The following is a 20,965-nucleotide window of genomic DNA, read 5'->3' as shown; positions in this document are numbered from 1 at the left end:
CGTCTGTCGACGCCACGGTCGCTACCGACGGCGGCTCAGGCGGCGCTGTCCTTGTTGTCGCCGTCGAGCGCCTCCTCGCGGAGCCGTCGGCCCTCGTCGGTGGCAACGGTGAGGTCGGGCACTTCGACGGGGTCGCGGTCGTCGTCGATGGCGACGTAGACGGAGTAGGATTCGGTGGTGAGTTCCCGCTCGCCCGAGCGGGGGTCCTCCCGGAAGACGCGCAGACGGACGCGGACGCTGGAGCGCCCGGTCTCGTAGACGTAGGCCTCGACGAGGGCGGTCTCGCCGACGGGGATGGGCTGTTTGAAGTCGACCTGGTCCATCCGGGCGGTGACGCAGTCGCGGCCGGCGAAGCGCATGGCCGACATCGCGCCCACCTCGTCCATCCACTTGAGCACGTTCCCGCCGTGGGTGGTCCCCAGGGAGTTGGCGTGGTTGGGCTGGACCATCCAGCGGTTCTCCAGAAACGTGTCCATCAGGTCGGGCATGGACATCGGTTGGACGGGCGCGCCCATATGGCTGGCCTTTCCCGCGATCCGCCCGCGCGTGACCACTCGCGACGGGCGCGACCGGCCGGAACCCAGGGGGATTTATACTCCGGCGAGGCAGGGGTAGGCGTATGGACCGCGCAGACGTCGCGATCGTGGGCGGCGGCCCGGCCGGCACCGCGGCGGCGTGGGCGGCCGCCGACGAGGGGGCCGACGCCGTCGTCGTCGAGAAGGGCGTCCCCCGGGCGGATCGGGACCGCCTCGGCCCCGACTCGACGGACGCCGCCGGGATGCTCGACTACTGGCTGGAGATCATGGACGTTCCGGCCGAGGAGATCCCCGACGACGTGATCTTGAGCGTCCTCGACGGCGCCGAGTTCATCGGCCCCTCGGAGTCGGTGACGCTGGAATCGACCGGCATCGAATCCTCCTACGACCACTTCGGGTTCGCCTTCCACCGCGCGAAGTTCGACGACTGGCTTCGCGACCGCGCCGAGGAGGCCGGCGGGACCTACCGCGTCGGCACGAGCGTCAACGCCGTCGAGACCGACCTGTCGGGCGACCCGCGTCACACCCTCGAACTCGCGGACGGCGAGGCGATCGGCGCCGACTACCTCATCCTCGCCGACGGCCCCCAGCGGACGGTCACGACCGGCGTCTTAGACCAGTTCCTCCCCGGCGACCGGAGCGTCTCGGAGTACCTCTCGCCGGACCAGGCCAACCACATCGCCTACCAGGAACACCGACGGATCCCCGAGGAGCTGTTCGACCCCGCCCACATCAAGTTCTGGTGGGGCGTCATCCCGGGCCACACCGCCTACCCGTGGATCTTCCCGAACGACGACAACGTCGCCCGCGTCGGCCTGACGATGCCGATCGGGATGGACCTGGACGACGTGGAGGATCCCGAATCGTACGCCCTCCTCGAACCGGACGACGAGCAGATTCCGGCGGGTGCGATCTACCTGCGGCGCCTGCTCGAACGGGAGTATCCCGGGTACGACCTCGACGACTTCCCGCTGGTCGAGGACCGCGGCAAACAGCGCGGGACCGAGGCCTACCCGATCTCCTCGACGCGGCCGATCGACTCGCCCACGAGCGCGGGCATCGCGGTCGTCGGCGGTGCGATGGGCACCACGTCGGCGTTCCACGAGGGCGGCGACCACGTGGCCGTCCGCACGGGCAAGATCGCCGGCGAACTCGCCGCCAACGACCAGCTGTTGCGGTACAACGGCCGCTGGAAGAAGGCGATCGGCGACGAGATCGTCCGGAACGTCACCTTCGCGGAGGTCGTCCGCGGCTGGGAGCCGGCCGACTGGGACCGCGTCTTCGCCGCGACCCGGGCGATGAAAAACCGGGGCGGCTACGACTGGACGGGCGCCCTGAAGTCGGGGACGACGGCGCTGAAGCTCGTCGCCGACTACAAGTGGACCAAGCGGGGCTTCCGCGACGGGAAGTACGTGCAGTTGCGACAGGACGAGTACGAGGTCTGAACGCGGTTCGACGGAAGCCGGGGGCCGTTTCTATCCGTCCGGGAACCGCACCGAGTGCCGCAGCGTCCCCACGTCGTCGATCTCGATCTCGACCTCGTCGCCGTCGGACAGGGGCCCGACGCCCTCGGGGGTGCCGGTCGCGATCACGTCGCCCGGTTCGAGGGTCATGTAGGTCGTGATCTCCTCGATGAGTTCCGGGATGGAGAAGATCATCCTGTCGATGGACTCGGACTGGCGGACCTCGCCGTTGACGCGGGCCTCGATTGTGGCGTCCTCGGAGAGGTGTTCGGGCGTGGCGATGACCGGGCCCATCGGGGCGGCGCCGTCGAAGGCCTTGCCGCGGACCCAGTTCTGTTCGCGGTCCTGGTCGTCGCGATTGGACAGGTCGTTGAACGGCGTGTAACCGGCGATCACGTCGTCGGCGGTGGCGGCGTCGACGTTGCGACAGCGCTCGCCGATGACGACGCCGAGCTCGGCCTCGTGTTCGATCCGCTCCTTGCCGGCGGGGAGCGTGACGGTGCTGTTGTGGGTGGCGACGGTGTTGGGCGTCTTGATAAAGAGCAGCGGCCGGTCGGGGAGTTCCTCGTCACGTTCGGCCGCGTGGTCGGCGTAGTTGCGGCCGACGCAGATGATCTTGGTCGGTTCGCAGGGGGCGAGCACGTCCACCTCGTCGGGGTCGAACGTCTCGTCGCCGAAGGCGATGCGCCCGTACGGGCCCGCGGCGGCGGTGACCACCTCCTCGCCGTCCCTGACGGTCCACCGACCGCCGCGGACGTTGCCGGCAGAATCGCGAAAGCGGACGCGTCTCATGGCCTGGATATCTGCGGGCGGACTGATAAGCGTTTTCAGAACGGGACACGTTGACACACGGCGACCGGGAGTCGGGTGACCGAACGGCTTTTGGAACGGGCCACAGTAGCCGGCGGCATGAACCTGCTCGTGGTCGGCGCCGGGGAGATGGGGCGGTGGTTCGCCCGGACGGTCGCTGCCGGGTCCCCCGACCCGCCGGCGGTCGCGTTCACCGATACCGACCCGAGCGCCGCGCGCGAGGCCGCCGACGCCCTCGACGAGTCGGGCGGCGGGACGACCGCCCGGGCCGTCCCGACCGACACCGACGAGACCTTCGACGTGGTCTGTTTCGCGGTGCCGATCCCGGCGCTCGACGCCGTCGTCCCGGCGTACGCCGACCGGGCCGACCGGGCGCTGGTCGACGTGGCCGGCGTGATGGGGCCCGCCGTCGAGGCGATGGCGGCGGCCGGCCCCGACCTCGAACGGGTGAGCTTCCACCCGCTGTTCGCGGCGGCCAGGGCGCCCGGCAACGTCGCCGTCGTCGCGGACGCGCCCGGGCCCGTGACCGACGAGCTCCGCGCGGCGCTGGCCGACGCCGGCAACGACTGTTTCGAGACCACCGCACGGGAGCACGACCGGGCGATGGAGACCGTTCAGGCGCGCGCCCACGCGGCCGTGCTGGCCTTCGGCCTCGCCGCCGAACCCGTCGCCGACGAGTTCGAGACCCCGGTCTCCGAGGCGCTGTTCGACGTGCTCGGGACCGTCACCGGGAACGACCCCGGCGTCTACGCCGACATCCAGGACGCCTTCGACGGCGCGGAGAGCGTCGCCGGCGCAGCCCGGGAGTTGGCCGAGGCCGACCGCGAGACGTTCGAGGAACTGTACCGCGACGCGGGAACGGCACTGCCGCCGGGTGCGGACGAGGGCGGGAGCGGAAGCGGAAACGGTGGCGCGGACGGGGAGAGATTATGAACGCGGACCAGCGCGAACAGGTCCGCTCGAACGCGAAGTACCTCCGACAGGTCCGGCCCGTCGACCCCGAGGAGATCTACGAGTACGTCGACGGCCAGCCCCACCCGGCCGCCGTCGCGCAGGTGCTCCGCGAGTCCGCGGTCGAGTTAGGCCTCGTCGAGCGCGAGGACGGCACCTTCGAACCCGTCGAGGAGGGGCCGCTCTCCGTATCCTTCCACGGCGTCGACGCCTTCCCGGTCGAGTACGGCCGGACACTGGAGGACCGGCTGGTGGCCGAGTACGGCCCCGGCTGGCCCGACGGCGACTCCGGCGACCGCCTGCGCGAGCGGGTCCGCTCGTTCAAGGACGACTACTACAACCAGCGGGCCGTCGAGTACGACGCCGAGACGGCGCTGGCGTACGCGCTCTATCACCTCCCCGACTACTACGCCGTCGCCCAGTACGTCCTCGCGGACCTCGCCCGCGAGGGGCTGGTCCCGAAGCGCCTGCGCGTCCTCGACGTGGGCGCCGGCGTCGGCGGACCGGCGCTCGGCCTGCACGACCTCGTCCCCGAGGACGCGCTCGTCGACTACCACGCCGTCGAACCGAGCGACGCCGCGGACGTGCTGGCGGCGCTGCTCGACGAGACCGGCCGGAACTTCCACCACGAGATCCACCGGGAAACGGCCGAGGCGTTCGACCCGGGTGCGGTCGCACTCGAGGTCGACGACGGCAACGACGGCGACTCCGATGACGGCGACACCGGCTTCGACCTGATCCTCTTCTCGAACGTCCTGAGCGAACTGGACGACCCCGAAGCGGTCGTCCGCCGCTACGCCGACGCGCTGGCGGCGGACGGCACGATCGTCGGGCTCGCCCCCGCGGACCGCAACACGGCCATCGGCCTGCGGGAGGTCGAGCGGGCGGTCGCGGACCGCGGACCGCTGGCGATCTACGGACCGGATGTCCGCCTGTGGCCGGGCGAGACGCCCAACGACGACTGCTGGTCGTTCGAGGTCGAGCCCGACATCGAGGTCCCCGTCTTCCAGCGCCGGCTCGACGACGGCGACTCCGGCGACTCCGGGCTCGACGGCCCCGACCGCCGCGACGGCGAGTTCGAGAACGCCGACGTGCAGTACGCCTACACCTACCTCCGGACGGACGGACTCCGGCGCGTCGACTTCACGCCGGACGACTCGCGGGTCGCCAGGCTGGCAGACACCGACGACCTGATCACCGAGCGGGCGAACGTCTACTTCGCGAAGCTCAGCCGTGACCTGTCCGACGACGGCCATCCCCTCTTCCGCGTCGGCGACGGCAGCCAGCGGGTCGACCACTTCGCCGTGCTCACCGACGAGTCGACGCTCAACCGGGACCTCCTGACCGCCGAGTACGGCGACGTGCTCTCCGTCGAGAACGCGCTGGTCCTCTGGAACGACGACGAGGACGCCGTCAACCTCGTGATCGACGGCGAGGCGGTCGTCGACCGGGTCCCGGTCTGAGATCTGTTCGGTGAACGCGAGCAAGTCAGCGGTGCGGTCGGCGCGCGCTGGAGCGCGCGTTCATGCGCGCGACCGTAGCCGCGCGAGGGATGAGCGAGTGAGCGGCGCGAACGAGCGGATCGGCTGGGGAGGTTCGTGGCTCTCTGCGGTTGTTGTGCGGGGCCGTCGCTGTCGCGGAGCGGTGCGGTCCCTGGTGGACTGAAAGGGCGAGGCGCGCTCGCGTTTATGTAGTCGCCTGAGCGGGCCACTATCCGCGCGGGCGGTGCCGAGAGCGCGGATATCCCGCTTGGTTCGAGAGAGCGAAGCTCTCTCGTCACTGAGCGAATCGGAGATTCGCGAGGTCCGCAGGAGCTCCGCTCCTGCGAGATCCCGAAAATCTCCGATTTTCGGAGACAGCGACCGCGAGCGCGGCGAGGGCTTTCATCGCTCGCTGTCGAGCGCGGTCGATCCGGTTCAGAGCGAGCGCGGCGAGGGCTTTCATCGCTCACCGTTGCCTGCGGGAGCGACTCAGCTAACGGTCAGGAGACTGCCAACACTCCGTATCCGAAATCGCACACACCCGACTCACAGTTCCCGACGGCGCCCCTTCGGAACCTGCGAGCGGAGTTCGCCGTGGACGTAGAGGGCGACGCCGACGGGCTCCGGTTCGCCCGCGACGTCGGTCGCGACGATCAGGTACCCCCAGTCGCCGTCCCAGTCGAGTTCCTGGTCCTCGCCGGCGACGAACGCGGCGGCCTCGTCCCGCGAGAGGTGAATCACACAGTCGTCCGCCTCACCGCCGAACCGCTGGACTGCCTCCAGGGTCGGCTTCCAGTGCTCGCGGCGCGTCCGCAGGAAGGCGAGCCCGAGCCCCTCGATCGCGACGGGGGAGGCCACGTCGTCGGCGAACGCCCAGATCTTGCCCGAGCCGCGCTCCCAGAACGTGTGTCCGTCGAAGGTCGCCGGCGGAATCCCGAACCGCTCGTCCCACCACTCCAGAACCTCCTCGCGGGTCGGCCGCCCCTCGACGACCCGCTCGTCGGCGGTCGCGGGCAGGCGGTCGAACTGCGTCCCGTCGTTTTCAGCACTCATCCGGCGGTCACCTCCAGCTTCGCGCAGAAGAATCCGCCGGTGTCGTTGTGGTGGGGGTAGATGCGCCTGGCCTTCCGGACCGACTCGTCGAACTGCTCGCCCTGCCACTCGGTGACGCCGGGTGCCGACTCCAGCGGGAGGTCGAACTCGACCAGCTCACACGATTCCTCGGCGAGCGCGTGGTCGAGGACGGCCTCGTTCTCCTCGGGGGCGAACGTGCAGGTGGAGTACACCACCGTCCCGCCCTCCCTCGTCGTCTGGACCGCCCGGCGGAGGACGCCCTTCTGGACGCCCGAGATGCCCTCGACGTGGTCGAGTTCCCAGTCGTCGAGCGCGTCGGGGTTCTTCCGGATGGTGCCCTCGCAGGAACACGGCACGTCCACGAGCGCGCGGTCGTAGGGCGCGCCCTCCTCGCCCTCGTCGGAACCGGGCGCGCGGAAGGGCTTCAGCGAGTGGTTGCGAGCGTCCTCGTGGGTGACGGCGACGTTCGTGACGCCGGCGCGTTCGGCGTTCGAGCGCAGTGCGGAGATCCGGCCGAGGTTGTTGTCCGTCGCGACCAGCAGGCCACGGTCGTCCATCAGTGCGGCGAGTTGCGTGGTCTTGCTCCCGGGCGCGGCGCAGGCGTCCCACACGCGCTCGCCGGGCCGGGGGTCGAGCACCTCGGCGGGGACGGCCGAGACTTCCTCCTGGCCGTGGATCCAGCCGAGCACGTACGGCCAGTTGGTCCCCGGCTGGTCGTCGGGGAGGGCGAACAGGCCGTCGTGCCACCCGACGGGTTCGTGGGCGATGTCGGCCTCCTCCAGGGCGGCGCGGGCCCGCTCGACGGTCGTCTTCAGCGTGTTGACGCGGACGACCGACGGGAGCGGGCGCTCGCAGGCCGCCCGGAAGGCGTCGAAATCGTCGACGAGCGGCTCGTAGCGCTCCAGTACGTCCATTGCCACCCCGTTGTCCGCCGCCCGTGTTAACCCTCTCGGCTCCGGGCCGAAGCGGCGCGGGCGGGGATGTCTCGGCCCCGCACGACCGCCGGGTCGCCGCCGTCCAGCGACCCGCACGCCCGCACAGCCCGGAGTCGTCGCCGGCCGCCCCGGCTCGGTTTTATGCCACTGGCGGCCGGGGCAAACGGTATGGCGGAGATCGACGTACACCGCGATGACATCGAACTGGACGCGCCGACGCTGGTCGAGGGGCTGCCCGGGGTCGGCCTCGTCGGCAAGATCGCCGCGGACCACCTCGTCGACGCCCTCGACATGACCGACTACGCGGCGGTCCACTGCGAGGGGCTGCCCGAGGTCGCCGTCTTCGGCGAGGGCGACCCGACCTACGACCCGCCGGTCCGGCTCTACGCCGACGAACAGCGCGACCTGCTGGCGCTCCAGAGCGACGTGCCCGTCTCGCCGAACGTCGCCGACGACTTCGCGGCCTGCCTGACCGGCTGGCTCGCCGAGCGCGACGCGACGGCGCTGTACGTCTCGGGGTTGCCCGCCGAGAAGGAGGGCGTTCCGAGCCTCTACGGCGTCACCAGCGGTGACGCGACCGGGTTGCTGGACGAGTACGACATCTCGTCGCCCGACGAGAGCGGCGTCATCAGCGGCCCGACCGGCGCGCTGCTGTACGAGGCCAACCGGAGCGATCTGGACGCGCTCGGGCTCGTCGTCGAGGCCAACCGGAACTTCCCCGACCCCGAGGCCGCGCGGGTCGTCCTCCTCGACGGCGTCGGCCCCATCGCGGGCGTCGACGTGGACACCGAGCACCTCGTCGAACAGGCCGAGGAGATCAGCGCGGCCCGCGAGAACCTCGCCAAGCGGATGCAGGAGGCCCAGGAGGAGAGCTCGAAGGCCCAGCCGATGGGGATGTACCAGTAGCCGGGATGAGCGTCGCGACCGCCGCAGGGACGTTCGCCGTCGGGGTCGTCTTCGGGCTGGCGCTGGCGGCGCCGCCCGGGCCGATGAACGCCGTCATCGCCGAGGAGAGCGTCCTCCGCGGGTGGCTCGCCGGCTTCACCGCCGGGCTGGGCGCGATGACCGCCGACCTCGTCTTCTTCGTCCTGTCGCTGGCGGGCGCCGTCGCCTTCCTGGAGGGCGCCGAGACCGTCCGCGCCGCGATGGTCGGCGTCGGCGGCCTGCTGATGCTGTATTTCGCCGTCGGCGCGGTGGCCGACGCCCGCGAGGACTTCCTCTCCGGGGAGCCCGGTCCCGACAGCGACGACGCCGACGCCCGGGGGTTCACGAAGGCGTTCGTGCTCGCGCTGACCAACCCCTACCAGATCCTGTTCTGGTTGACCGTCGGCGTCGGCCTGCTCGAACCCGGCACCGTCGACGTGCTGTCGTACCTCCCGGTCGTCGGCGCGGACCTGGCCGGCGCGCTCGTCGTCCGGACGGGGAGCCCGGCGTTGCTGGCCGGACTGTTCGGCGGTATCGTCGTCTGGATCACCGGGTTCCCGGCGACGCTGGTGAGCATCGGCCGCCGGGTCGACGCGTTCGCACCGGCCGCCGCGGCCGCCTCGGCGCTGGTGCTCGCGGGGTTCGGCGTCGCCTTCTGCTGGACGGCGGCGCGGACGCTGGTCGGCTTCTGATACGGATTATTGCAAGCGTTTCCCGGGTCGACCGCACGAAGTCGTGCGGTCGATCGCGGAATGACTTGCAATAATCCGTATGAGCGGTCGAGCGACCTCCCTCCGCGTCGGACGGCTCTACCGGCGTCCTCGCGGAGGGGTCGCGGCGCCCGTCACTCCTCGGCGTCCGGCGACGCCGGCATCTCCTCGGGTTCCACGTCGGCCACTTCCGCTTCGAGCCACTCCTTGAACCACTTGACGCGCTTGAGTCGGCGGTGGACGATGCTCTCTGCGGTGTCGCTCTCCACCCGCTCGCGGGCGTCGGTACCGCGTTCGAGGACGCGCCCGACCATCTCGGCGGCGTCGATGTGGGTGCGGGACTCGTAGCCCATCCGCAACAGCATGAGGGCGGTGCCGTTGGCGCCGACCTTGTCGAGCAGGTCCGCCTCGATGAGACACTGGGTCTCCAGCGGCAGGTCGGTCAGGTCGCCCTGGTAGGAGTGGTCGCGGACGGCGGCGCAGACCTCGTCGACGAACGAGGCGGGGTAGTCGCCGTGGCTGGTGAGGTACTCGCGGGCGATGCGGGCGCCCTCCTCGGCGTGGAGGTCCTGGTCGACCTCCAGCTTCGCGATGTCGTGGAAGAGGGCGGCGACGCGGGTCACGTCCACGTTGGCGCCTTCGGCCTCGGCGATCTCCTCGGCGAGTTCGACCACGTTGAGGATGTGGTTGAACCGGTACTCCGCGGAGTGCCACGGGTACCACCGCATGCGGCCGCCGTCGTCCTCGCTCTCGACGCTGGCGGCCAGGTAGTCGTGGACGAAGTCCTGCATCTCCGCGAACTCCTCGGCGGAGACGGGCGACTCCCTAATTTCGACGCCCACGGAACCACCCCCGGTAGATACGTGCGTCAGTCATCTTACGAATAGAAAGGCGCGTTCGACTCTTAGGCGTTACGACACCCGTGGCCCGCCGGTTTCGGCACCGCCCCGCCGGCCGCGAAGTCCGGATCCCGCCCGGCTCCGGCCGTCTCCTGCCCGTCGAAGACGCCGCTGTCCGCCGATCTAGTCGATGGGTATCCGGGTGACGCGTGCCGACGGCCTCCCACTGGCCGACGTGTTCGACGCGCGTCCACCGTCCGGGCCGCCGGCTCGACGAGTCGCAACCGGATCCGCGATTTGACGTAGTTTTATCGTGGTGCGTGCCAACGTGTGTCGTATGAACGTGCGCACCGCGGAGCGGGGGGACCGACCGGCGATCCGGGACGTGGCGCGGCGGTCGCTGCAGGCGTCGTACTCGCTGAGTCCGGAGGCGATCACCGGCGCCGTCTCCGAGTGGTACGACGAGGCCGCGCTGGACGAGGCGACGAACGACGACGATCGGTACCTGCTGGTCGCCGACCGCGAGGGGCAGGTCGTCGGCTTCGCCGAGAGCGAGCTCTCGGGCGATGACGGGACGCTGCTGTGGCTCCACGTCGACCCCGCCTACCGCGGCGAGGGGGTCGGGTCGACGCTGTTCGAGGCGACCCGCGAGCGGCTGGAGGCGGACGGCGCCGACCGGATGGTCGGGCGCGTGCTCGCCGACAACGTCGACGGCAACGGCTTCTACGAGGCCCAGGGCTTCGAGCGGGTCGACGAGGCCGACCTCGAGATCGCCGGCGACCGCCACGTCGAGCACGTCTGGGCCGAGTCCGGCGACGACGGCCTCCAGCCCGTCAAGAGCGCCGACGGCGAGACCGTCTACGTCGACGAGACCGACTGGGACGACGGCTCCGCCGCGAAGTTCTACACCGTCTACGCCGACGAGGCGGGGGGCGACCACTACGGCTACTTCTGCAGCAACTGCAACCGCCTCGCCAACGCGATGGACGCGATGGGCCGCATCGAGTGCGACAACTGCGGCAACGCCCGCAAACCGACCCGCTGGGACGCCGCCTACCTCTGAGCGGCGCCCGGTCTTCGGAGCGGGAATTCTCGGCCGGACAAAACGTATACCGGACTGGCGGGTCACCTGGAACGATGCGCGGCGCGCTCTTGGTCGCACTCGCGCTACTCCTGGTCGTCGCGGGTTGCAACGCGCCGGCAACTGGGCCCTCGCCGACACCCGAGTGGGCAGGACCAGCGACCGAAGCGGCGGCCGATCCGCGCCCGGACTCGTCGGTAGCGACGCGGGGCGAGTCACCGTCGGACTCCCCCGCGGAGGCGTCCGCTCTCCGGACGGCATCAGCGACACCCGTCCCGTTCGCTTCCAACGGCACGGACTGTCCCGACAGCCTCTGGATCGGTTTCTCGCGGACCGACAGGGCGGACGTGTGGACGCAGGACGGCGTCCGCGTGAGCTTCACGATTCCGTCGAACGGGTCTCTCTTCCTGGTGACGTACGTCGACGGCGACGTTGCGAGCACGCACTCCCGCGCGGACATCGGTCGGAATATCGTCACGGCCGACGGGTACCCGATCGACCTGCAACGGTCGTATTCGGGGACTCGCGTCGTTCAGACGGTCGTCTACAGCGACCGGGACGGGAACGGCGAGTTCGACCGCGACGCGGACGCCCCCTGTGTGGTCGACGGGGAGGTCGTGCAGGCCGGTCCCGAACGGCTGAACTTCACGGCGTACGGCGGGACCGAACGAGCCTCACCCTCGCACCACCACGAGGCGGAGCCGGAACGAATATACAACTGACACGAATCGACTCGATCGATGTCACAACCGAACCCGCTCGCGAACCCGGCGGTCAGATACGGGATCGGCGCCTCGGGCGCCCTGGTCATCGCCGCGGTCGCGTACACCCTCCTCGACGGAACCGCCCAGATGGCCGCCTACGCGGTGGCCGTCCTCGACCTGATCGTCACGCCGCAGATACTGAAGCGAGCCGCGACCGCCTGACGGAGTCGACCGCCGGTCGTGTCCCGGGATCCCCCAGTCGACCGAACGGTTCGAGGGAGCCGACGAGTTTCAGCGGCTGATACTCGGGCCGGTGCGTTTTTGCCGGGCTACGTTCCGTGACCCGGTATGTCAACCGACGGATCGACCGGGCCGACCCCGTCGAACGGGGGTCCCGGGGACGGGCTCGCCGCGGTTGTCCAGTACATCCCCAGCGGGGACACGATCCCCGACGAGTCGTGGCGGCGGCGCCACCGTAACATCCTCCTCGTCGTGCTCGCCCACGTCCCGTTCCTGTTCCTGCTGGGGACCTTCGAGGGGACGGAGACGACGTTCTCGGGGGCGACGATCCCGGCGATCCCGCTGTCGACCGTCCTGCTCGAACTGGGGGTGCTGGTCGGGCTGGTCGCCATCGCGAGCCTGTCGCGGTTGCCCCGACGCGTCCGCACCGCGCTCGGGACGCTCGGGTTGCTCTCGGCGTCGGTGGTGCTCGTCCACTTCTCCGGGGGGTTCATCGAGGCGCACTTCCACTTCTTCGTCGGGATGGCCGTCGTCGCCGTCTACGAGGACTGGGTGCCGTTCGCGCTGGGGATCGGGTACGTGGTGCTCACCCACGGCGTCTTCGGGATGATAAATCCCAGTCGGGTGTACAACCACGAGGCCGCGATCGCCAACCCCTGGGCGTGGGGGCTGATCCACGGCGTGTTCGTCCTCGCGCTGGCCGTCGCGCTGATGTCCCACTGGTACTCGACCGAGCGCTCGCGCGAGGAGGCAACTGCACGACTCCGCGAGGCCGAACAGAAGCGCCAGCAGGTCACCGACCTGGAGGAACAGCGGGCGGAGATCGAGGAGGCCAAGGCCGAGGCGGAGGCGGCCCAGGAGCGGGCGGACGAGCGCCGCCGGGAGGTCGAGCGGCTGAACGACCACCTCGAAGCGAAGGCCGACGACTACAGCGCGGCGATGTCGCGGGCCGCGGACGGCGCCCTGCACGTCCGGCTGGACGCCGAGAGCGAGAGCGAGGCGATGACCCGGATCGCCGAGTCGTTCAACGAGATGATCGCGGAGACGGAGTCGGCGATGGCGGAGATCCAGGCGTTCGCCGACGAGGTCGGCGAGGCGAGCGCCGGGGCCGACGAGGGGGCCGCGGCGGTCGAGGCGGCCAGCGAGGAAGTCCGCGAGTCCATCGAGACGATCGCCGAGGGGGCGAACGAGCAGTCCGAGCAGCTCGACGCGGTCTCGGCTGAGATGAGCGACCTCTCGGCGGCGGTCGAGGAGGTGGCGGTCTCGGCGCAGACGGTCGCCGAGACCTCCCGGGAGACGGCCGAGATCGCCGAGGAGGGCGAGGAGACCGCGCGGACGGCGATCGAGAACACGCGGGGGAGCCGCGAGGCGATCGGTTCGACGGCAGACCGCGTCGCGGCGCTCGACGACCGGATGGCCGAGATCGGCGAGATCGTCGACCTCATCGGCGACGTGGCGGAGCAGACGAACATGCTCGCGCTGAACGCCAACATCGAGGCCGCGCGGGCGGGCGGCGGTGGCGGCGCCGACGGGGACGGGTTCGCCGTCGTCGCCGAGGAGGTCAAGCAACTCGCCGAGGAGACGCGGGCGTCGGCGACGGAGATCGAGGAGCTCGTCGAGGAGACCCAGGCCCAGACGACGGCGACCGTCGAGGAGGCGCGCCGCGCCGAGCGGCGGATGGGCGAGAGCGTCGAGGTGGTCGAGGACGTGGTCGACGCCTTCGAGCGGGTCGCCGAGAACGCCGAGGAGACCGACAGCGGGATCCGGGAGATCAGCGAGACGACCGACGAGCAGGCCGCCGGCACCGAGGAGGCGGTCTCGACGGTCGAGGCGGTCGCCGATATCAGCCGCTCGACCGCCGAGGAGAGCGAGCGGGCGGCGGCGACCGCCCGGGAGCAGGCGACCGCGATCTCCGAGGTCAGCGGGAACGTCGCGTCGCTGAGCGAGCGGGCCGAGCGACTCCGGTCGCTGCTGGCCAAGTTCGAGGTGGGCGACCGGCCCGGGTCCCGACCGGGCGGCGCGGCCGCCGGGACGGCCGGCGGAGGGGTCGCCGTCGAGGACGGCGGGCGACCGGAGTGACGCGGTCGGCGGTCTCCGGCCTGTATCCCGGCCCGGAGCGGGCGCCGACCCGGCCCCGGCCGGGACCGGCCACCACGATTAAACCGCGTCCCGCCCCTAGACGGGACATGGTAGCGACGTTCCCCTCGTCCCCCGTTCGGTGGTCCCGATGGTAGACCTCCTGTTCTCGGCGGGGCGGCTCCTGGCGGCCCTGTTCCTGGTGGCGCTCAACGGCTTCTTCGTCGCCTCGGAGTTCGCCTACGTTCGCGTCCGGTCGAGCGCGGTCGACCAGATGGTCGCGGAGGGCCGGAGCGGCGCCGAGCTGCTGCGGGATGCCCTCGACAACCTCGACGATTACCTCGCCGTGACCCAGCTGGGGATCACGCTCGCCTCGCTGTCGCTCGGCTGGATCGGCGAACCGGCGATCGCGGCGCTGATCGAACCGATCCTCGGCACCGTCCTCCCCCAGGGGACGATCCACCTCGTCGCCGTCGGGATCGGGTTCGGGATCATCACGTTCCTGCACGTCGTCTTCGGCGAGCTGGCGCCGAAGACCATCGCCATCGCCGAGGCCGAGCGGATCGCGCTGTTCGTCTCCCCGCCGATGAAGTTCTTTTACTACCTGTTCATCCCCGGACTGGTCGTCCTCAACGGGACCGCGAACTACTTCACGCGGCTGATCGGCATCCCGCCGGCCTCCGAGACCGAGGAGACCCTCTCCGAGGAGGAGATCCTGACGGTCCTCTCGCGGTCGGGCACGAAGGGCCACGTGGACGCGACCGAGGTGGAGATGATCGAGCGCGTGTTCGAACTCGACGACCTCTCGGTCCGGGAGGTGATGGTCCCCCGGCCGGACGTGGTGAGCGTCCCCGCGGACGCGACGCTGGCCGACCTGCGCGAGGCGGCGGTCGACTCGGGGCACACCCGGTATCCGGTGCTCGACGCCGAGGACCCCGACCAGGTGGTCGGCTTCGTCGACGTGAAGGACGTCTTCCGGGCCGAGGAGTCGATGACCGACGAGGTGACCGCGGGCGACCTCGCCCGGGAGATGCCGCTGATCCCCGAGACCGGGGCCGTCGACGACCTGCTCGCGGAGTTCCAGGCCGAACAGCGACAGATGGCGGGGGTCATCGACGAGTGGGGATCCTTCGAGGGGATCGCGACCGTCGAGGACGTGCTCGAACAGGTCGTCGGCGACCTCCGCGACGACTTCGACGTCCCCGAGCGCGAACCGACCGTCGACGAGCGGACTGACGGGGTGTTCCACATCGACGGCGGCGTCGTCCTCTCGGAGGTCGAGGAGCCGCTCGACGCCGACTTCGAGACCGACAGCGTGGGCACCCTCGGGGGGCTGGTGCTCGACAGGATCGGCCGCGCGCCGGAGGTCGGCGACGAGGTGACCGTCGACGGCTACCGCTTCACCGTCGAGGCCGTCGACGGCGCCCGGATCGACGAGGTGGAGGCTCGGGCCGTCGAGGACAGCGAGGAAGCCGCGCCGTCCGACGGGGAGACCGACGGGGACACGCTCTGACGACGGCCCGACCACCGACACCCGCGACTCGCCGACCGCCGAGGACGGGGGAGTGACCGGCCCTCCACGAACGGGACCGGGTGTTCGGTCCGTGCGGTCACTCCCCCAGGCCGAGCCCGGGGTGCCACCGGTCGACGCCCGCCGCCTCGGCGGCGTCGTCCATCTCAGCGAGGACCGAGACTGCCTCGCTCGCGACCTTCGCCGCCTTGCGCTCGCCCTCCGTCCTGAACTCGCCGGTCACGCGGTTGGCGTAGACGGTGCAGACCGCGCCCGCCCGGAGCCCGTAGAGGTTGGCGAGCGTCAGGATCGCCGCGGCCTCCATCTCGAAGTTGAGCACGTTCGCCTCCCGGAGGTTCTCGACGAGTTCGTCGCTCCCCGCTGCCTCGAACCCCTGGAATCCGGGGCGGCCCTGGCCGGCGTAGAAGCTATCAGTGCTGGCCGTGACTCCGACGTGGTAGTCGTAGCCCAGCCGCTCGGCGGCGGTGACGAGCGCCCCCACGACGCGGTCGTCGGCGCTGGCGGGGTAGTCCTCGCGGACGTACTCGTCGCTGGTGCCCTCCTGGCGGACGGCGCCGGCGGTGATGACCAGGTCACCCACGGCCGCCTCCTCGCGGATCGCGCCGCACGAGCCCACCCGGAGAAGCGTGTCGACGCCGACGCGGGCGAGTTCCTCGACGGCGATGGCCGCCGACGGCGAGCCGATCCCCGTCGACGTGACCGAGATCGGGGTGTCGTCGTAGGTCCCGGTCGCGGTGCGGTACTCGCGGTGTTCGGCCACGAGCTCGTGGCCGTCCCAGCCGTCGGTGATCTTCTCGACGCGCTCGGGGTTCCCGGGGAGGAGGACGCTGTCGGCCACGTCGCCCGGCGAGACCTCGAGGTGGTACTGCTCGCCGTCGTTGGGGTCCTCGCTGGCGGGGGTGTCCGAGTCGCTGTCTCCGCCGCCGTCGGCGTCGCTCTCGTCGCTCATCGCTCGACCATCTCCCGGGAGATCGCCTCGGGCAGTAACTCGCCGAGTTCGTACTCGACGGGGCCGTCGGGCCCCTCGCAGACGACGACGAACGACTCCGGACAGAACTCCGCGAGCGACTGCCGGCACATTCCGCAGGGGGTCACGCCGTCCTCGGCGGCCGAGGAGACGGCCAGCCGGTCGAACTCCCGGTGGCCGTCGCGGACGGCCGACCCGAGCGCGACCTCCTCGGCGTGGAGGCTGTTGCTGTAATTGGCGTTCTCGATGTTACAACCCGTGTACACGGTCCCGTCGGCGGTCCGCAGCGCCGCGCCGACGGCGTACTCCGAGTAGGGGGCGTACGCGTTCTCGCGCGCCTCCCGGGCGCGGTCCAGCAGGTCACTCATGGCCGTACCGAGCGGCGGACGGCACTTAAGCCGTCGGCCCCGTGGTGCCGTCGCGACGAGTCGACGCGTGTCCGGCGGGGGACGGCGACGCGTCGGATGAACCGACAGAGTGAATACCATTTTTCGAGAAACGGTGTCCATGCGGTACGAGAACCCGATACTGCCCGGATTTCACCCCGATCCCACGGTCTGCCGGGTCGGCGACACCTTCTACCTCGCGACGAGTTCGTTCGAGTACTTCCCCGGTGTCCCGCTCTACCGGAGCGAGAACCTCGTCGACTGGGAACCCATCGGTCACGCGCTCACCCGCGATTCCCAGCTCGCGATACAGGACATCGGCCCGTCCGGCGGCATCTTCGCGCCCACGCTCCGGCACCACGACGGGACCTTCTACCTCGTCACGACGAACGTCAGCGGCGACGGCCACTTGCTCGTCACCGCCGACGATCCGGCCGGTGAGTGGTCCGACCCCACGTGGGTGGACGCGCCGGGGTTCGACCCCGATCTGTTCTTCGAGGGCGACACCTGCTATTTCACGTACCACGACGAGGACACCGAGAACCCGATCCGGCAGGCCGAACTCGACGTCGAGACCGGCGAACTCGGCGAACCGCGGACGATATGGACGGGCTTTCGCGATCCCCACGTCGAAGCACCACACATCTTCGAACGGGACGGAACGTATCACCTGCTTCTCGCCGAAGGGGGCACTCACGCGGGTCACATGGTCGTCGCGGCACGCGCCGACGACCCGACGGGTCCGTACGAGGGGTGCCCGGACAATCCAGTTCTCACTCACTGGGGCCGTCCGCGGGCCGACATCCGTGCAGTCGGCCACGCCGACATCGTACAGGACGAGAACGGGCGGTGGTGGCTCGTCTGCCTCGGCATCCGCCAGCGCGGCCCGTGGCCGAGATACCACCACCTCGGTCGGGAGACGTTCCTCGCTCCCGTCACCTGGGAGGACGGCTGGCCGGTGGTCAACGACGGGGAGCCGATCCGGGCCGAGATGGAGGCGCCGCTCCCCGGCGAGCCCCGGACGGAAACGGACCCGGTCGGACACACCGAGACCGACTTCACGGACGGGCTGGGCGTCGAGTGGCAGTACCGCCGCAACCCCGACCGCGACCGCTATCAGACGGGCACGGACGGGCTCGCCCTCCGCGGCGGCCCGGAAACTCTCGACGAACCCGGGGCCACCTTCGTCGGCCGGCGACAGACAGCCTTCGACTGCCGGGCCGAGCTGTCGCTGTCGTTCGACCCGGCCGACGGCGAGGAAGCCGGCCTCGCGGTGGTCGCCAACGAACGACACCACTATCAGGTGGGCGTGACCCGTCGAAACGGTCGGCGGGAAGCCGTCGTCCGCCTCCGTATCGGGGACGCGACGGACGTGGTCGGGCGCACCTCGGTCGGGGCATCGACCGACCTGGCCGTGGCGGCCGACACCGACGAATACCGCTTCCACGTAGACAGCGAAGAGCTCGCCTCGGCGGCGACTCGCTACCTCTCGACGGAGGTGGCCACCGGGTTCACGGGCGTCTTCATCGGCCCCTACGCGACCGGCCACGGGACCACGTGCGAGGCGGACGCGGTGGTCGAACGCTTCGTCTACGAATCCTGAGCCCGCCGGGGTCGTGCACGAGCCGCCCCAACGCGAGGCAGTCGCGCGCCCCCGCACGGCCGAGCAATGTCGGATGATTTTTCATTCACTGTCACAATTCCCCGACAGATGAGTGGTCAGAGTCAGATCCCGGAGGAGTGGGAGCGCGGCTTCGTCGAGGCGAACGGCATCGAGTTGCACTACTGCCGCACCGGCGGGTCGGGCCCGCCGTTCGTCGTCTCCCACGGGTTCACCGACGACGGGTACTGTCGGCTCGACCTCGCTCGCGAACTGGAGGGCGACTTCGACGTCGTGCTGTACGACGCCCGCGGGCACGGCCGTTCGGACGCCCCCGACGAGGCCTACGGCCCCTCCGAGCGGGCGGCGGACCTGCTCGGGCTGCTCGACGCGCTCGCGCTCGAAGACCCGATCCTGTTCGGCCACTCCATGGGTGCCGACACGGTCACGATGGCCGCGGCGCGCCGACCGGATCGGCCGCGCGCCGTCGTCCTCGAAGACCCCGTCTGGATACTCGACGGGGTCAACGACGACCTGATCGAGGAGGATCCTGGCCGCGATATCGAGGAGCAGATCGCGTGGTGGCAGGACCGCAGCGTCGAGGAACTCCTCGAAGCCGATACGATGTTCAACGACCTCGCCGAGCGCGGACAGCCCGATCTCGCGCGCCGAGTGGCCGAAGCCAGGCACCGTCTCCGACCCGAGATCGGCCGCGTGTCCGAGGCCGAGTTCGTCGACCCCACCGAGACGTACGGCGACATCGAGGCGCCGACGCTGATCTTGAAAGCCGACGCGGACGAGGCGGAACGCGAGCGGGAACGGGAGATAGCCGCCCTGCTCCCGGACGGACGGATCGCGCACGTGGACGACGCCGGACACTGCGTCTTCTGGGACGAACGGGAGCGTGCGACCGAGGAACTCCGGGGGTTCCTCGAAACGCTCTGACGATTTCTGGACCGCGAGACCGACGTCGACAATACCTCGCTTGGGCGTCGTAGAACCCTTCTCACGCCGGAGAGCGGGGAAAGAGCGCGATCCGGCCGGTTTCGTTCGAGCCGGCATCGCCGGGTCGATGCCTCGTACTCCCGCGTCTAGTAGAACAGAGTCGTTATCAACCCGGAGAATTTCGACGCAACTCTAACAATAGCTGTGGCATGATCGTAGACAGACCACGGAATGGATGTCTCTCTCGCGCGACACGTAGGGGCGGCAAACGCCCCGGTGACGGAACTCGCGATCGAAAGCCAGTTGCTGGTTCGATGGGGTGTGACCGCTTCACCGTCGCAGGCGCTGATCGCGGTCGTGCTCTGTGGGCCGTCCCTGTTGCTGGCTGGATATCTACACCGCCAGGTCGATCGGGTGGACTGGACGACAGTGGCGGTGTGGAGCGCCGGAGGGGTCCTTGGAGGCGCTGCGCTGGGGCTGTGGATCGCGGGGGGTGGCACCGGTTCGTCCGCCGCCGTCGTACGAGCGGCTATCGGCGGAGCAGTCGGAGGCGGGTTCGCCGGCACGGAGATCAGCCGGACCAGGTCCGCCCTGGCAACCTCTGACCGCGATCGACGCCGGTGGAAGTCGCTGTTTGCGAAGGCTCCGACCGCGGTCGCGGATCTGTCCATCCGTGAGAACGCGTTTTCGATCGTCGCCGTGAACGACGAGTTTCGGACCTCCTTCCCGATCGATGGGGACTACGAGGGACAGCAGTTGGGGTCCGTAGTCGACCTCGACGACATCGACGAGGACCTCAACAGCGCCGTCGAGGCGGGGACTTCGATCATGCGGGAGTTCACCATCTCGTCGTCCGGCGATACTCGATACTACCGCCTCCGGCTGATACCGTACCAGTACGACGACGCACAGCGTGCGTTTGCAATCGTCACCGAGGGGACCAGCCTGAAGAAGACCGAGAGGGACCTCCAGGAGGCCGTCTCCGAACTTTCGAAAAAGAACGACCGGCTCGAACAGTTCGCGAGCGTCGTCAGTCACGACCTCCGGAACCCGCTGAACGTCGCGACCGGCCACCTCGAACTCATGGACGCTCCCGGGGAACAACAGCACCGGGAGAAAATCGCCACCGCACTGGGCCGGATCGAGAGCCTGATCAGCGACCTGCTCACGCTCGCCCGGGAGGGCAGAGCCGTCGACGACCTTCGCCCGGTCCGCCTCGATTCGGCCGCCGACGGGGCGTGGGAGACCGTCGACAAGGGGGAGATGGAACTCAATGTGAACACCGACGCGGTCGTACTGGCCGACGGGGACCGCCTCCAACAGCTGTTCGAGAACCTCTTCCGGAACGCTCGTGAACACGCCGGTAACGACGCCACGGTCGCTGTCGGCGATCTCGACGACGGGGACGGGTTTTTCGTTTCCGACGATGGCCCAGGGATCCCCGCCGATGAGCACGAGAGCGTCTTCGAGCCCGGGCACTCATCGAAGTCGACCGGCACTGGTCTCGGCCTCGACATCGTCCGTGCGATCGCTCGTGGTCACGACTGGCGCGTCGACGTGACGGAGTCGTCTGAGGGCGGCGCGCGGTTCGAATTTCGGAACCTGCAGTACCCCTGATGGACCGGACCACGCCCGGCGTGGCTGCCAGCACTGCATCGAACCGGGATCGATTTTAAATCTTTATACGCTCACACTATCTCGTTCGTGACAGA

20 protein-coding genes are annotated in these 20,965 nt (G+C 70.0%); 13 read left to right on the top strand and 7 right to left on the bottom strand.

Annotation, left to right across the window (positions count from 1 at the left end; all coding sequences use genetic code 11):
* Positions 1 to 35: 35 nt before the first annotated feature.
* Positions 36 to 488 (bottom strand): acyl-CoA thioesterase, encoded by a 453-nt coding sequence (locus tag ACMGFI_RS15780; protein ID WP_436910787.1) that lies wholly within the window; start codon positions 486 to 488, stop codon positions 36 to 38.
* 131 nt (positions 489 to 619) lie between these two features.
* Here ACMGFI_RS15780 and ACMGFI_RS15775 point away from each other — a divergent pair, with 131 nt between their 5' ends.
* Positions 620 to 1,981 carry an NAD(P)/FAD-dependent oxidoreductase gene (locus ACMGFI_RS15775; protein WP_436910786.1) on the top strand — a complete coding sequence of 454 codons (1,362 nt, stop codon included), beginning with the start codon at positions 620 to 622 and terminating at the stop codon, positions 1,979 to 1,981.
* A gap of 30 nt (positions 1,982 to 2,011) precedes the next feature.
* Here the strand turns inward: ACMGFI_RS15775 and ACMGFI_RS15770 are convergent, their stop codons facing one another.
* Positions 2,012 to 2,791 (bottom strand): fumarylacetoacetate hydrolase family protein, encoded by a 780-nt coding sequence (locus ACMGFI_RS15770; protein WP_436910784.1) that lies wholly within the window; start codon positions 2,789 to 2,791, stop codon positions 2,012 to 2,014.
* Positions 2,792 to 2,908: 117 nt separating this feature from the next.
* On the opposite strand from ACMGFI_RS15770, the gene ACMGFI_RS15765 reads away from it, so the two are divergent.
* Together ACMGFI_RS15765 and ACMGFI_RS15760 are read left to right on the top strand one after the other, a co-directional pair.
* Complete coding sequence (locus ACMGFI_RS15765; protein WP_436910783.1) at positions 2,909 to 3,742, top strand: prephenate dehydrogenase; 834 nt, start codon at positions 2,909 to 2,911, stop codon at positions 3,740 to 3,742.
* Positions 3,739 to 5,223: a small ribosomal subunit Rsm22 family protein gene (locus ACMGFI_RS15760; protein WP_436910782.1), complete on the top strand. Its 1,485-nt coding sequence runs from the start codon at positions 3,739 to 3,741 to the stop codon at positions 5,221 to 5,223. The genes ACMGFI_RS15765 and ACMGFI_RS15760 overlap by 4 nt, the downstream gene beginning before the upstream one ends.
* Positions 5,224 to 5,787: 564 nt before the next feature.
* On the opposite strand, the gene ACMGFI_RS15755 is transcribed toward ACMGFI_RS15760, so the two are convergent.
* Both ACMGFI_RS15755 and ACMGFI_RS15750 read right to left on the bottom strand, forming a co-directional pair.
* Positions 5,788 to 6,294, bottom strand: coding sequence for a DUF7122 family protein (locus ACMGFI_RS15755; RefSeq protein WP_436910781.1), 507 nt, complete (start codon positions 6,292 to 6,294; stop codon positions 5,788 to 5,790).
* Complete coding sequence (locus tag ACMGFI_RS15750) at positions 6,291 to 7,229, bottom strand: RsmB/NOP family class I SAM-dependent RNA methyltransferase (RefSeq protein WP_436910780.1); 939 nt, start codon at positions 7,227 to 7,229, stop codon at positions 6,291 to 6,293. The genes ACMGFI_RS15755 and ACMGFI_RS15750 overlap by 4 nt, the downstream gene beginning before the upstream one ends.
* 189 nt (positions 7,230 to 7,418) lie before the next feature.
* Here ACMGFI_RS15750 and ACMGFI_RS15745 point away from each other — a divergent pair, with 189 nt between their 5' ends.
* Positions 7,419 to 8,156, top strand: a complete 738-nt coding sequence (locus tag ACMGFI_RS15745) for a proteasome assembly chaperone family protein (RefSeq protein ID WP_436910779.1) — start codon at positions 7,419 to 7,421, stop codon at positions 8,154 to 8,156.
* Positions 8,157 to 8,161: 5 nt separating this feature from the next.
* Positions 8,162 to 8,866, top strand: a complete 705-nt coding sequence (locus tag ACMGFI_RS15740) for a LysE family translocator (protein ID WP_436910778.1) — start codon at positions 8,162 to 8,164, stop codon at positions 8,864 to 8,866.
* Positions 8,867 to 9,018: 152 nt separating this feature from the next.
* Here the strand turns inward: ACMGFI_RS15740 and ACMGFI_RS15735 are convergent, their stop codons facing one another.
* Positions 9,019 to 9,726 carry an HD domain-containing protein gene (locus ACMGFI_RS15735; RefSeq protein WP_436910777.1) on the bottom strand — a complete coding sequence of 236 codons (708 nt, stop codon included), beginning with the start codon at positions 9,724 to 9,726 and terminating at the stop codon, positions 9,019 to 9,021.
* A gap of 334 nt (positions 9,727 to 10,060) precedes the next feature.
* Between ACMGFI_RS15735 and ACMGFI_RS15730 the strand changes: the two genes are divergently transcribed.
* The 5 genes from ACMGFI_RS15730 (at position 10,061) to ACMGFI_RS15710 (ending at position 15,337) form a co-directional block, all read left to right on the top strand.
* Positions 10,061 to 10,786 carry a GNAT family N-acetyltransferase gene (locus tag ACMGFI_RS15730; RefSeq protein WP_436910776.1) on the top strand — a complete coding sequence of 242 codons (726 nt, stop codon included), beginning with the start codon at positions 10,061 to 10,063 and terminating at the stop codon, positions 10,784 to 10,786.
* A gap of 389 nt (positions 10,787 to 11,175) precedes the next feature.
* Positions 11,176 to 11,526 (top strand): hypothetical protein, encoded by a 351-nt coding sequence (locus tag ACMGFI_RS15725; protein WP_436910775.1) that lies wholly within the window; start codon positions 11,176 to 11,178, stop codon positions 11,524 to 11,526.
* Between the two features lie 18 nt (positions 11,527 to 11,544).
* Entirely contained in the window at positions 11,545 to 11,730 is a 186-nt protein-coding gene (locus ACMGFI_RS15720; RefSeq protein ID WP_436910774.1) for a hypothetical protein, read from the top strand.
* Positions 11,731 to 11,856: 126 nt separating this feature from the next.
* Complete coding sequence (locus tag ACMGFI_RS15715) at positions 11,857 to 13,827, top strand: methyl-accepting chemotaxis protein (RefSeq protein WP_436910773.1); 1,971 nt, start codon at positions 11,857 to 11,859, stop codon at positions 13,825 to 13,827.
* 148 nt (positions 13,828 to 13,975) lie between these two features.
* Positions 13,976 to 15,337: a hemolysin family protein gene (locus ACMGFI_RS15710; protein ID WP_436910772.1), complete on the top strand. Its 1,362-nt coding sequence runs from the start codon at positions 13,976 to 13,978 to the stop codon at positions 15,335 to 15,337.
* A 97-nt stretch (positions 15,338 to 15,434) separates the two neighbouring features.
* Here ACMGFI_RS15710 and ACMGFI_RS15705 read toward each other — a convergent pair whose 3' ends face one another.
* Positions 15,435 to 16,304, bottom strand: coding sequence for a nucleoside phosphorylase (locus tag ACMGFI_RS15705; protein ID WP_436910771.1), 870 nt, complete (start codon positions 16,302 to 16,304; stop codon positions 15,435 to 15,437).
* Positions 16,301 to 16,690, bottom strand: coding sequence for a cytidine deaminase (gene cdd, locus ACMGFI_RS15700; RefSeq protein ID WP_436910770.1), 390 nt, complete (start codon positions 16,688 to 16,690; stop codon positions 16,301 to 16,303). The genes ACMGFI_RS15705 and cdd overlap by 4 nt, the downstream gene beginning before the upstream one ends.
* Positions 16,691 to 16,829: 139 nt before the next feature.
* Here cdd and ACMGFI_RS15695 point away from each other — a divergent pair, with 139 nt between their 5' ends.
* From ACMGFI_RS15695 to ACMGFI_RS15685, 3 genes are all read left to right on the top strand, one after another.
* Positions 16,830 to 18,311, top strand: coding sequence for a glycoside hydrolase family 43 protein (locus tag ACMGFI_RS15695; protein WP_436910769.1), 1,482 nt, complete (start codon positions 16,830 to 16,832; stop codon positions 18,309 to 18,311).
* A gap of 108 nt (positions 18,312 to 18,419) precedes the next feature.
* Complete coding sequence (locus ACMGFI_RS15690) at positions 18,420 to 19,253, top strand: alpha/beta fold hydrolase (protein WP_436910768.1); 834 nt, start codon at positions 18,420 to 18,422, stop codon at positions 19,251 to 19,253.
* 231 nt (positions 19,254 to 19,484) lie between these two features.
* Positions 19,485 to 20,870, top strand: a complete 1,386-nt coding sequence (locus ACMGFI_RS15685) for a sensor histidine kinase (RefSeq protein WP_436910767.1) — start codon at positions 19,485 to 19,487, stop codon at positions 20,868 to 20,870.
* Positions 20,871 to 20,965: the final 95 nt, after the last annotated feature.

This window comes from Halosimplex marinum (genome assembly GCF_051414075.1).
Lineage (GTDB): Archaea > Halobacteriota > Halobacteria > Halobacteriales > Haloarculaceae > Halosimplex > Halosimplex marinum.
This window is presented reverse-complemented; position numbering and strand designations above follow the sequence as displayed.